The sequence below is a fragment of the Jatrophihabitans sp. genome, assembly GCF_036388195.1.
Lineage (GTDB): Bacteria > Actinomycetota > Actinomycetes > Mycobacteriales > Jatrophihabitantaceae > Jatrophihabitans_A.
This window is the reverse complement of sequence record NZ_DASVSG010000077.1, coordinates 1-12656: the sequence shown is the minus strand read 5'-3', so window position 1 is coordinate 12656 and position 12656 is coordinate 1. Positions and strand designations below refer to the sequence as shown.

Below are 12656 nucleotides of genomic sequence, written 5' to 3'. Positions count from 1 at the left end.
GCCGCCCGGGGAGTACGGGCCCAGCTGTTTCGACCGTCAATATCTCCATGGCATGTCGGCCGTGCGGCCGTACAACTCCCTGAGAGGAAGATGTCCATGTCCATAGCCGGCAAACGATCTTTTCGATTAGCCGCTTCGTTGGTCGCCGCCGGGGCACTCACGTTCGCCGCCCCTGCTGCCGCGTCAACCGTCGTTGGCGCCGAGCACGGCAAAGTAGTCGTTCCGGCGTCGTGGGGTAAGAAGGCGCCGGTTATCGACGTCACGATGACCAGTGCCGGATTCGACCTGCCGGATGCGGTGCATGCGGGCTTCGTGACCTTCCGGGTCGGAAGTCCCGAGGACAGCTACCACGCCTTCCAGGGCCTTTCGGTGAAGCCGGGGTTCACCCTGGACCAGGTGATCACCGACTTCCAGCTCGGTGGGTCCAGCCTCCCGGCACAGCGGGCCGAGGGGCACCGCAACCTCCTTGCCCACGCCACCTTGATCGGCGGCGTGGTGACCACCCCCTATGCGCCGTTGTCGGTCACCGTGCCCCTGGAAGCTGGTACCTACTACTTCTTCGACCAGAACGAGATCGGCCCGCTCGGATCACCGCCGCCGGCCGTGCACAAGCTGACGGCGCATGGAAAGGCGAAGTGGGAAGGCATGCCGGAGTTCAGCTCGACCATCGGGATGAGCTCGCACATGGGTGACGGCATGCCCATGTTCAACGCGCCGAACACCTTCGACGCCAACGGCGCCACGCTGATCTACAACGACTCCGAGGAACTCCACGAGGCGGTCTGGGTGACGGTCAAGGAGGGCACCACGGATGCCTACCTCGACGACTACTACAACCGGATCAACAACGGCCTGCCGCGCATTCCGGCTGCCTGGACGAGCACCCAGCGCGGCCTGCAGGCCATGTCGCCCGGGCGGTTCGCGGTGCTGCAGCTCGACCTGCCCACGGGCCTGAATGCCCTGCTCTGCCTGATTCCCGGGGCCGAGACCGGCGTATCGCACGCCCGCATGGGCATGCACAAGATAGTGAACCTGACCTGATCAGGCGCGAACGGTAACCGGCCACGCTCTGGGGTTCAACAGCGAGCCCGAGAGCGAGGGCGGTCCCCTTACGGGCGCCGCGGCGAGCAGCCGCGGCGCCCGTTGCCGTCCCTTCCGTCCCGATTCGGCTGGAATCAGCAATCCTAATAGGGGCAGTATGTGACACGACCAGAAGATTGCAGTCACTGAGGGCAGCAAAGCCATCACGGATGGTTGCTACAGGCTTTTGAAATGAATTGTCGCTAGATCTTATTCGCAGTCACCCGCGGGCAGCTGAGGACGGCGGAGGTTCTCCGCCGTCTCGCAAGATCCCAGGCTGGCCTAAGCCGGGATGTCAGCTGCTGAGGCCGGGACGTCCGGTCAGCGCGGCCATCGCCACCGAGTCGAGGCCATGTCCGTTGCTCAAGGCTCCGAGCAGGCAACGCAGCGACAGCGCCGGGTCGAAGCCGGTCAGCTGCAAAGCCCGATCTGCCCGTTCCAGCTCACCGCGGGCCAGAGCGGGGGGCAGGCCGGCGCCGGTGGGCTTGCCCTCCAACAGCGGCCGGACGTACTCACCGAAGGCTCGGAACGCCTCCTGGGTGAAGTTGGACTCGTAGCGGTCGGGCCGGTGCCAGGAGAGGAACAGCCGTACCATTTCCGGATCCTCCGAGGCCATGTACTCGTTGACCCACAGCGCGTGGTTGCGGCTCGTGGAGAACTTCAGGCCTTCCAGCAGGAACAGCTCGTTGACGGTGGCGCCACGCATCTTCGGCTCCGACACGCCGGCCGCGGCGAACACAGCCGGGTACAGGATGCCGAAGTAGAAGGCATTGTCGATCCCGTTGAAGTGCCAGATGCCGTTGAATCCCCGCTGCCACGCGCTCACCCACTCGGCCAGCCCATCGGCTGCCGGATCCACCGCATGCGCCGGGCCGTACAGGTAGCTCAGGCCGAGCTCGAACGCGAAGTCGATCCGCATGCCCGACAGCGGGCCGGTTCCCTCTATGCCCCAGTTCGTGGGGTAGGCAACCGGATAATCGGGCAGCGGGGCCTTGAGATAGTGGCCGATCACCGAACGAACCCGGTCAGGCAGCTCCGCCCGCGTCCACTCGGCAACCAGCTGATCGCGGTAGTTCTCCAGGCGCAGGACCGGAAGGGTGGTCACCACAGGCTTCGGGTCGCCGCCGCAGCATGCGCAGCTGGGATGCACCAGGGTGCCGGCCGAGGTGAAGCCGCCGCACGGCTCGCACGCAAGCCCGTTGGCCCCGCTGCCGCAGACCGGGCACTTGCCCACGACGTAGGCATGATGCAGCGTCCGGCCGCAGTCGGAGCACTGGTGCAGGACCGTCTCCCGCATCTCGATGCTGCCGTTGCCCACCATCTCGTTCAGCATGCCGGTGACGGCCCGCTCGAATGCCGGCTGCTCCGGATCGATGAAGACATCGTGGCCGATTCGTCCCAGCTCGAAGGCGGTCATGATCTGCGAGCGGTAGTCGGCGACCATCTCGTGCACGTCCACGCCCAGCTTTTCGGCCTTGGCAAGGACGTAGTTCGGGTGCACGTCCACACCGGCCAGGGTGAACACCCGCTCACCGCGTCCTCGCGCAGCCCGCGAGGCGATGTCGGCAGCGAGGTAGGGACCGGAAAGGTGGCCGATGTGCAGTGGCCCGTTGACCGTCGGCTGGGGGATCACGATGACGGTCACATCGTTGGAGGACTCGGTCATCGGCTCACCTTCGATTCGGTGCCGCGGGTCGTCGATGCGGGCGGCGTCAGTGTCGGAGTGCTGGCCGGGTAGGGCATGTGTGTCTTCCAATCTGACGAGCGCCGACGGTGCTATGTCTGGGCAGGTCTGCGCCAGTTCGGTCGAGGCCGGTGCATACGGAGGAAAGGATGGGTGCTCGGGCTTACTCGTTTACCGAGCGACGCAATCTACCCACGAACTCTGGCCGCCGACTGCACACAGCAACAGGAGTTGCGTGGTGAGCGTAAACGGTCGAACTCGGGTCTGTCACGAGATCGCGACATCAATTTGTCCGCGTTTCGAGAAAGGCGGACTACGGAGAAGATCCGCTACTTCAGGCCCCCACGCGTCCGATTTGTGCTATGCAAAAGCGCTCCGGCTCCGTATGGTATTGGCCATTGCGGACCCACGGCTCGCCCTTGTAGCCTTCCCCCGGAACCTCCCCCCGTGACTATTTCTAGATCTGCACTGGGCTGCGGAGGAGGCGCCGACTTGGTGAAGCCGGAGACCTACTTTATGACTGCAGCGCTGGGCCGGCCTGTCGCTCAGGGCTTCGGCCGACCGCATGAGCTGCGCTGCCCGGACCGCGTTCGACCGGCTGACCGTCGCAGGCCAGTGGGTATCGCCCTACCGCTCAATTCCGCGTGCAGCCTGCGATATCCGCAGGTCGCGCCCGATCCAGTTACGCCACGCACATGGAGGTTTTTGTGAGTACCGAGTCGCTGTCCCGGGACGCTGCGGCGATCCCACTCTGGAATGGCGCCTACGAGCCCTCCCGGTTGAATGGCCAACCCAACCTCTGGGGCGATCCACCGGTTCCCTATGCGGAGACGGCCGCGGCTGTCTTCCAGCAGAACTCGGCGAAGGTCATTCTCGACCTGCCCTGCGGGGACGGGCGCAACCTGCCCCCGCTCGCGGCCGGAGCTCCGATCCTGCTGGCCGGTGACACCTCGGCCAACGCCATGGCGATCGCCCGTACGGTGACCACCAAGGCCGGGGTCGGCGACAAGGTGGTGTTCGTGACGGTCGACGCCTTCGACACCGGTTTCCTGGACGGCTCCCTCGACGGCATCTTCTGCTGGGACCTGCTGGGCCATCTCACCAATCCCGAGGACGCGCTTCGCGAGTTCGACCGGATCCTGTCGCCGGGCGGCAGCCTGATCGCCAACATGTGGACGATGAACGACTGTCAGGTGTCGGATCCGAACATTCGCGAGATCGCGCCGAAGGAGTACATCGACCACTTCGACTTCTACTGCCGCTTCTATGACCAGGACGACCTGACGAAGCTGCTCGACTCGGTCGGCATGAGAGCCGACTCGGTCGAGGTCGCCAGCTGGTGGGAGCCGCCGCACGCCGGTTATCGCGACTACGTCCACGAGCACGAGAGCCTGATCTTCCGAGTCACCAAGCCAGCAGACCCGGCCAGCTGAACCAGGGCGTGACAGCTGCTGCGAGAGGTGGTGGATATTGGTATCCGTTCAGGAACTGTCCCCGGTCGATGACCGCCCGTACCGCTCGGCGAGCATGGAGGTCGGCGTCGGGTACGCGCCTGCCCATCACGGCGAGTTGCTCCAGGGCATGTTCTACGACTCCGGAGGCCAGCTCCGCCGTGCGCTGGTGACGCTGCCGCAACCCAGCCGGGGAACCCGAGCGGTGTTCCATCCGAGCTACAGCCACGGCGGAATCCTCGGCCCGCCCGAGCTGACCAAGGTCAGGCGGGCTGCGATGCTGGCGCTGCGGCGGTTCACCACGCATCCGGCCCCGGCCAAGGGTGGCCTGGTCGAGATCGTCAGCGACGTGCCTCGCGGGATCGGAATGGGCTCCTCGACCAGCGATGTCACCGCCACGATCCGCGCGGTGGCCGATTTCCACGGCATCGAGCTGACCAGGGGCGAAGTGGCCCAGCTCGCCGTGATGGCCGAGTGCGCCTCGGATTCGATCATGATCGATGATCGGGTGGTGCTGTTCGGCCATCGTGACGGTGTGGTGCTCGAGACCTTCGGCTACCGCCTGCCGCCGATGTTCGTGATCAGCTGCGACACCGAGCCCGCTGCCCGGGTCGACACCCTCCGGCTGCAACCGGCCGACTACGACGATGCCGAGGTGGCCAGCTTCGGGGTGCTGCGAGCGGCGCTGCGCCGCGCGGTGGCGCTGTCGGACACCGCGCTGCTGGGACGGGTGGCTACCGCGAGCGCGCGCATCAACGAGCGCTACCTGCCCAAGCCCCATCTGGATCTCCTGCTGGAGGCCTGCCTGCGCCATGGTGGCTGTGGCATCCAGGTGGCCCACAGCGGCACCGTCGCCGGGTTGATCTTCGACGCGCAGCTGCCGGAGGCCGAGAAGCGGGTGCGCCGGTGCGCCGCCGAACTCCGGGCGAGCGCCTCGTCCACCGGCATCGCGATCCTCGGACTGATCGGGGTATCGGCCGCGCTGACCGGCCCGGCGGTCCTGGAGGGGGCAGCCCTGACGACCCTGGACAACATGGAGGTACTGACCGGATGAGCCTCCAGACCGCGTTCTCCGAGGCTACCGAGACCTACCAGATCCCTCGGTTGATCAGGCTGGCTCCCAACCTCTACGCAGCCTGCTTCACCCTCATGAAGATGATCCCGGCCCGGTTCATCCTGCGGCGTGCCGAGGAGCAGGGGGTGCTGGGTCCGGACACGGTGATCGTCGAAACCACGTCGGGGACCTTCGGGCTGGCCCTGGCGATGCAGGGGGTGCACATGAATCGCCGGGTGGTGCTGGTGAGCGACCCGGTGATCGACGAGCGGCTGTACCGGCGGCTGGTGGACCTCGGCGCGGTGGTGGACCGGGTGCCGGCCGCCGCGGGCGCCGTGCCAGGTGGCTATCAGGCCGCCCGGCTGGCAAGGCTGGCTGAGGTCAAGGCCGAGCATGAATCGACCTTCTGCCCGGAGCAGTACTCCAATCCCGACAACCCGCGGTCCTATGCCATGGTGGCCGAGTTGCTCCTCGAGTGTCTCGGGCAGGTCGATTGCGTGGTCGGGCCGGTGGGCTCGGGAGGCTCGATGTGCGGAACGGTCGGCAACCTGCGCACCGTGCTGCCCGAGTGCCGGGCGATCGGTGTCGACACCCACCACAGCGTGCTGTTCGGTCATGCCGACGGCCACCGCGAGCTGCGCGGGCTGGGCATGAGCCTGATGCCGGCGAACCTGGATCATCGGATCTTCGACCAGGTGCACTGGTGCTCGGCGTCGGCCGCCTACGCCGCGACCCGGCAACTGCACCAGCAACACGCGCTGTTCATGGGACCGTCCGGCGGGGCGGCCTACCTCGCCGCCCGGTGGTGGGCCGCGGCGAATCCGAGCGCGCTCACCGTGGTGATGCTGCCCGATGAGGGTTATCGCTATCAGGACACGGTGTACGACGACGGCTGGCTGCGCAACGCCGGCCATCTGGACTCGTCGCTGCCGGCCGAGCCGGTGCAGGTGCAGGACCCCAGCCGGCCCGAAGGCTCCTGGACGGCCTTCGACTGGGGCCGGCGCAGCTACGCCGAGGTGATGGCCGGCCGCCTGGACGTCGCCCAGGCGGCCCGGTGAGCCGGTCGGCGACCGGGGTCCGGGCACGACGATGAGCGGCACCGGCCGGCTGGTCGACGAGCTCTCCCCGCGCACCCGGAAGCTCGTGTACGGCGAGCCGTCCCCGGCCGAGATCGCGGGCGAGCTGGCCCTGATGGCGCGCGTCGATCAGGCGCACCTGGCGATGCTGACCGCCAACGACTTGATCTCACCGGCCGCCGGCCGCGCCCTGCTCGACTGCATCGCCGAGCTGTCCGGTCAGGGATTCGACCCGCTGCTCGACCGGCCGGCGCCTCGCGGGCTCTACCTGATGTACGAGGGATACCTGATCGAAAGGCTCGGCCCGGACATCGGCGGTGTGCTGCATACCGGGCGCTCGCGCAACGACCTGAAGGCGTGCATCACCACGCTGCGGCTGCGGGACTGGCTGCTGGACTTCGGCGAGCAGGCCGCCCGGCTGACGGCGGTCCTGCTGTCGCGCGCCAGGGCGTACCGCTCGGTCGTGATGCCGGTCTACACGCATTTCCAGGCGGCGATGCCCATCAGCTACGGCTATTACCTGCTCGGGTTGGCGCTGGCGCTCGAACGCGACCTCGACACCCTGGCGGCCGCGTCGACCGACCTGCGCACCTGCCCGCTCGGCGCCGGGGCGGTAGCCGGCACCGATCTGGCGATCGATCCGGAGCTGACCGCCCGGTTACTGGGTTTCAGCACCGGCAACCCGCATGCCCTGGACGCCGTCGCCAGTCGCGACGTCGCGCTGCGGATGCTGGCCGCGGTCAGCAGCCTGACGATCACAGTGAGCCGGCTGGCCACCGACCTGCAGCTGTGGAGCACCGCCGAGTTCGGCTTCATCGAGTTTCCGGACCGGTTGGTGGGCGGCAGCTCGGCCATGCCGCAGAAGCGCAATGCCTTCCTGCTGGAGCATCTCAAGGCCAAGCCCGGTCAGACGATCGGCGCCTGGACGGCGGCGGCCAGCACGATGGCCGGCGTTCCGTTCAGCAACTCCATCGAGGTCGGCACCGAGGCGATGGGCAGCATCTGGCAGGGGCTGCGGTCCGGTGAGCAGGCGGTGCTGCTGGCTCAGGTGCTGGTCAGCGGCGCCAGGCCGGTTCCCGACCGGATGACCCAACGGGCCGAGAGCGGCTTCACGGCAGCGACCTCGATCGCCAACCGGCTGGTGCAGCAGGGAATGCCGTTCCGGACCGCGCACCATCTGGTCGGGGACGCGGTGCGCCGGGCGATCGAGGCGGGCTCGACCAAGCTCGCCGAGTTCGGGCCGCCGGGATGGCTCGACGGCATCGGCCTGGCCGAATTGAATCTTGCCGACCTGGTGCAGGACCAGCGGTTCGGCGGCGGGCCCGGGGACTTCGACCGGCCCTTCGGCCAGGCGTGCGCGTCCTGGAAGGGCCATCGGCAATGGGTCCAGGACTGGCGCGAGCTGGTCAACGGCTCGACCGGCCAGCTGGCCGCGGCGGTCGAGTCCCTGCTGTCGCCGGGTCCGGACTCGCCGCCGGATCAGCCGGGGGAGACCGGATGACCGGAGCCTGGTTCGTGCTCGTCGAGAGCAATACCACCGGCTCGGGCAGGCTGTTCTGCGGGGCGGCACGGGACCTGGGGCTGCGGCCGGTGGTGCTGGCCCGCGATCCGCATCGCTACCCCTACATCGCCGCGGACGGGATCGAGAGCCGGGTGCTCGACACCGGCAGTCTCGACGCGGTGGTCGCGGCCTGCGCGGAGCTGCCGGGGCCGGTGTCGGCGGTGACCAGCAGCTCGGAGTACTACATCGCCACCGCGAGCGAGGCCGCCCGGGCGCTGGGCCTGCCACACGCGGACCCGGCAGCGGTGCGCGCATGCCGGGACAAGGCCAGCCAGCGGCGCATCCTGCAGGCCGCCGGCGTCGGCTGCCCGGACTTCGCCGTCGCGGGCAGCTGCGACGAGGCAGTGGCCGCCGCGGCCCGGATGCGGTTTCCGGTGGTGGTCAAGCCCACGGCCGGCTCGGGATCCGTCGGAGTGCGCCGCTGTGACGATGCCGGTCAGGTCGGGGCTGCCGCCCGGACGGTGCTCGAGTCCGACCCCGCGGCTCTGGGCCTGCCACCGCAGTCGGCGGTGCTGATCGAGCGCTACCTCGACGGCGCGGAGTTCTCGGTGGAAACCCTGGACGACCGGGTGATCGGCGTGACCGGCAAGCACCTGGGCGCCGAGCCGTACTTCGTCGAGATCGGTCACGACTTTCCGGCGCGGCTGGCCTCCGACCGCAGGCGTGAGCTCGGCGAGGCGGCGCTGGCGGCGTTGCGGGCGCTCGGCCTGGGCTGGGGCCCGGCGCACACCGAACTCCGTTGGTCCAGCGAGGGAATCCGGGTCATCGAGGTAAACCCCCGATTGGCCGGCGGGATGATTCCGCGGATCGTCGAGGTCGCCACCGGGGTGGATCTGATCCGCCAGACCGTCGCCCGGGCCGCCGGCCTGACGCTGCCGCCGGGACCGGCCCGGTCCGGTGGCGCCGCGATTCGATTCCTGCTGCCGCGTCAAGCCGGCCGGCTGGCCGAGGTGAGCGGGCTGGCTGACGCGGGCCGGCAGCCCGGCGTGGTCGAGGTCGTCCTGACGGCCGAGCTCGGGCAGCAGTTGAGCGTGCGCAATTCCTTCCAGGACCGGTTTGGCTACCTGATCAGCGAGGGCGAGGATGAGGAGATCGCGGCCGAGAGGGCCGACCACGCCTTGGCGTTGATCGAGGCCAGGATCGTCCCGGCCTCGCTGGTCGAAAGAGGTATCTCCGTCTTATGACAGGACATTCGCACCACACCCACCGGCTGGACTGGGAGGACGTCACCCTGCGGGAATGGGACTGCACCGTCCTGTGGTCCGATCCGGCCGATCCCGAGGCCGGCATCGTGCTGGACCGGTCGGCCTTCTATCCCGGTGGCGGCGGCCAGCCGCCGGACCACGGTGTGCTGCTGTGGGGCGGCGTGCAGACCCGGATCGTCGGCACCCGCAAGGGCGATGACCTCTACCTGCTGCCGGCTCCGCAGGACCCGGTGCCGCCGGCCGGGACGGCAGTGCACGGCGCGCTCGACGACGTCCGGCGCAGCACCCTGATGCGAACCCATTCCGGGCTGCATGTGCTGTGCGGAACGGTGTTCCGCGATTTCGGCGCGCTGGTGACCGGAGGGAACATGGAGCCGGGCGAGGCCCGGATGGACTTCAACCTGCCCGACATCCCCGCTGACTTCAAGCAAAGCCTGGAGGACGCGGTGAACGCCGAGATCGCCGCGGACCGGGCCATCGAGGTGCGGTTCCTGCCGCGGGACGAGGCGCTGGCCATTCCGGACATCGTCCGCACCCAGGCGGTGTTCCCACCTGAGGCCGAGGAGCTGCGGATCGTGGACATCGTCGGCCTGGACGCTCAGGCCGACGGCGGGACGCATGTCGCCTCCACCCGCCAGATCGGTCATGTGCAGGTCTACAAGGTCGAGAACAAGGGACGGCAGAACCGCCGGGTACGGATCCGGCTGAGCAGTTGAGCCGACGGGGACAGCTCGGAATGGATAGTCAGGAGGTAGGAGGCATGGCAGCTGAGCTGTCGGTTGCCGTCATCGGCCTGGGCTCTCGCGGACTCGGCGTCCTGGAGCGGCTGATCACCCTGGCGCCCGCGGCCGGCCCGGTCCGGGTGGAGGTCGTCGATCCGGTCGGCGACGGGGCCGGCGTGCATGCCCGGCACCAGCCGGATTACCTGTTGCTCAATACCACCTGCGCTCAGGTGACGATGTTCCCCGATGCCTGCACGGTCGGCGACCAGGTGCACGGTCCCGGGCCCTCGCTCTACCAGTGGGCCACCGAGCGCGGGCTGCGGATTGCCGAGGACGGGTTCACGGTGGGCCTGACCGGCCGGCCCATCCGACCGACCGACTTCCTGCCGCGCCGGGTGCTCGGTGGCTATCTGGCCTGGTTCCTGGACCGGTTGCTGGACCGGGTGCCCGCTCACGTGTCGGTCACCCTGCACCGCGCGCAGGCGGTGGACCTCAGCTCCGACGACGACGGCGGGTTGCTGGTCGCCCTGTCCGACGGATCCCGACTCTCCGTACAGCACGCCTTCCTGACCACCGGGTACACCCCGAACGTCCGGGCCGGCAGCGACCTGCCCGGCGGTGACCGGATGATCGCCGATCCCTATCCGTTGCCGGAGCGGTTGGCCGGGGTTTCCACCGGACAGGCCGTCGCGATCGGCGGATTCGGGCTCTCAGCGATGGATGTGATGTCCTGCCTCACCGTCGGACGGGGCGGCCGGTTCGTCTCCGACGGCGACCGGATGCGCTACCTGCCCAGTGGGCAGGAGCCGGAGTTGCTCTTCTACTCCCGCTCGGGCCTGCCGTGCCGGGCCCGGCCGAAGGTCGTCGAGTTCGGCGATCGGTACCGGCCGCTGGTCTTCACCCGAGAGGCCGTCGACCTGGCGCGGCTGCGGCGGGAGGGCCCGCTGGATTTCGAACGCGATGTCTGGCCGCTGATCCTGACCGAGGTGCGGATCGGGTACCGGCGCACCCAGGCCCGGTGCGCCGGACCGGCGGCCGAGGCGGCGCTGGCCGACGAGCTCGCGCTGGCCGCGGGGATGCCCGGGATCGTCTCGGTGCTGGACGCCTTGGACGCCCGGCTGGGCCGCTTCGATCCTGAGGCGGCGCTGGACGGCTCGGGCACGATGTCCCTGCAGAGCAGTGATTCCTACCAGCGCTGGCTGTCGACAGTGATCGAGGAGGACCTCACCGAAGGGAAGTCCGGCTTTCTCGGCAGCCCCGTCAAAGGCGCCCTGGACGTGCTGCGTGACCTGCGGGACCAGTTCCGCTACGTCGTCGACTTCGGCGGCCTGACCCCGGCGTCGTTGGAGTATTTCGCGGCCCGGATCGTTCCGGCGCTGAACCGGGCAGTGGTCGGCCCGCAGTACGAACGGCACCAGGAGCTGCTGGCGTTGTTCGATGCCGGGGTGGCCTCGGCGCCGTTCGGGCCGGCTCCGTCGGTGCGCTGGCAGCCGCAGGAGGGCCGGTGGCGGCTGGCCTCCACCCGGCTGGCCGACCAGCACAGCCGCGCGGTGGACTGGCTGGCCGCCGCCTGGGTGGAGCCGCCGGCGGTGGACAGCTCAGCCAGCCCGTTGCTGGATTCGCTGTGGCGCAAAGGCTGGATCCGCCGGCACCGTCCGGGCAGCCGGCAGGTGGTGGGCATCGACATCGACGCCGACCAGCATCCGATCGACGTCGAGGGCCGGGCTGACCGGCGGCTCTGGGTGCTCGGGCCGCTGTGCGAGGGCGCCACCTTCTACAACCACCTGGTTCCCTCGCCGGCGTCCTACTCCAGGCCGTTGCATGACGCGCACCGCTGCGTCAGCGCGCTGTTCGCCGCTGACCGGGTGCCCGCCCTTCCGAGCTGACCCGGCGGCACCCGTGGCACGTCCGCGAGCGTTGCGGTGAAGAGGGGTAACGTGCCCACCAGGCCGTGAGATGCCCAGCAGCGTGGTATCGGCGCGGCGTCGAAGGAGTCTGACGTGACTGAGCCCTACGATCCCTCGCTGCCTCGCTCCAGCTCGGATCTCGGAGGCGCGCCCGGCACCGGCCCGCGAGTGCCACCCGCCGATCTGGGGTCCGCGACCGGTCCAGGCGCCGCGGTGGCCCCGGCCACCGAGCCGGTGGCCGCCCCAGCCGCCCCAGCCGCGCCTGCCGCCGGCGGCCGGACCGCGGGATCCGGCGCGCCAGCGCCCGGCTTCAACGAGAAGGGCCACGTCCGGGCCACCAAGGTCAGTGGGCTGTGGATCGGCCTGATCGCCACCGCGATCTTCGTGATCCTGCTGATCGTCTTCATCGCGCAGAACTCGCGGCGGATCACCCTGCACTTCTTCGGCTGGCAGGGCCAGTTCTCGCTGGCGTTGACGATCCTGCTGTCCGCCGTGCTAGGTGTGCTGCTGGTCGCCATCCCCGGCAGCCTGCGGATCATGCAGCTGCGCAGGGCGTTGCGCAAGAACGTCCCCGGCGGCCGGAGCCTCGGCTGATGCCGGGCGACGACGAGCTGCTCCAGCGGTTCGGCCGGGCGGCGCATCCGGAGCGTCCGGTGGCCAAGCAGCGGCCGGCCGGCGCGAGCGACGAGCTGGTGGCGGCGCTGGGCAAGCTGTCCGAGGCGCTGGAGGTGGTGGAGGAGGCCCGCGGGCTGCTCTACACCTTTCACCGCCGCTCGGGCACGGCCGACCGGATCCTGCAGGAGGCGGTGCAGGCGCTGCGCGACGCGGGCGAGGACGAGACCGCCCAGACGGTCGCCGACGTCCTGATCGGGCGGGACGTGATTCCCGGCTGCTGGACGTTCCAGATCGTCGAGCA

At 69.2% G+C, this 12656-nt stretch carries 11 protein-coding genes; 10 read left to right on the top strand and 1 reads right to left on the bottom strand.

All coding sequences use genetic code 11. The features are described from left to right. The first annotated feature begins 96 nt into the window (after positions 1–96). Positions 97–1041, top strand: coding sequence for a hypothetical protein (locus VF612_RS08150; protein ID WP_408659358.1), 945 nt, complete (start codon positions 97–99; stop codon positions 1039–1041). A gap of 334 nt (positions 1042–1375) precedes the next feature. Here the strand turns inward: VF612_RS08150 and VF612_RS08145 are convergent, their stop codons facing one another. Next, the gene (locus VF612_RS08145; RefSeq protein WP_408659357.1) at positions 1376–2746 is read right to left on the bottom strand and encodes a class I tRNA ligase family protein; all 1371 of its coding nucleotides are present in this window, start codon (positions 2744–2746) and stop codon (positions 1376–1378) included. 725 nt (positions 2747–3471) lie between these two features. On the opposite strand from VF612_RS08145, the gene VF612_RS08140 reads away from it, so the two are divergent. The 9 genes from VF612_RS08140 to VF612_RS08100 form a co-directional block, all read left to right on the top strand. Next, positions 3472–4197, top strand: coding sequence for a class I SAM-dependent methyltransferase (locus tag VF612_RS08140; protein ID WP_408659356.1), 726 nt, complete (start codon positions 3472–3474; stop codon positions 4195–4197). Positions 4198–4234: 37 nt separating this feature from the next. After that, complete coding sequence (locus VF612_RS08135; RefSeq protein WP_408659355.1) at positions 4235–5269, top strand: hypothetical protein; 1035 nt, start codon at positions 4235–4237, stop codon at positions 5267–5269. Beyond that, positions 5266–6327 (top strand): pyridoxal-phosphate dependent enzyme, encoded by a 1062-nt coding sequence (locus VF612_RS08130; protein WP_408659354.1) that lies wholly within the window; start codon positions 5266–5268, stop codon positions 6325–6327. The genes VF612_RS08135 and VF612_RS08130 overlap by 4 nt, the downstream gene beginning before the upstream one ends. 31 nt (positions 6328–6358) lie before the next feature. Beyond that, positions 6359–7846, top strand: coding sequence for an argininosuccinate lyase (gene argH / locus VF612_RS08125; protein WP_408659353.1), 1488 nt, complete (start codon positions 6359–6361; stop codon positions 7844–7846). Continuing rightward, on the top strand, positions 7843–9090 hold the full coding sequence (locus VF612_RS08120; protein WP_408659352.1) for an ATP-grasp domain-containing protein: 1248 nt from the start codon (positions 7843–7845) through the stop codon (positions 9088–9090). The genes argH and VF612_RS08120 overlap by 4 nt, the downstream gene beginning before the upstream one ends. After that, positions 9087–9827: an alanyl-tRNA editing protein gene (locus VF612_RS08115; protein ID WP_408659351.1), complete on the top strand. Its 741-nt coding sequence runs from the start codon at positions 9087–9089 to the stop codon at positions 9825–9827. The genes VF612_RS08120 and VF612_RS08115 overlap by 4 nt, the downstream gene beginning before the upstream one ends. Positions 9828–9871: 44 nt before the next feature. Further along, the gene (locus VF612_RS08110) at positions 9872–11719 is read left to right on the top strand and encodes an FAD/NAD(P)-binding protein (RefSeq protein ID WP_408659350.1); all 1848 of its coding nucleotides are present in this window, start codon (positions 9872–9874) and stop codon (positions 11717–11719) included. A gap of 114 nt (positions 11720–11833) precedes the next feature. Next, on the top strand, positions 11834–12334 hold the full coding sequence (locus VF612_RS08105; protein ID WP_408659349.1) for a LapA family protein: 501 nt from the start codon (positions 11834–11836) through the stop codon (positions 12332–12334). Then, positions 12334–12656: hypothetical protein (locus VF612_RS08100; protein WP_408659348.1), on the top strand; the 323-nt coding region annotated here is incomplete at its 3' end. The genes VF612_RS08105 and VF612_RS08100, both read left to right, overlap by 1 nt.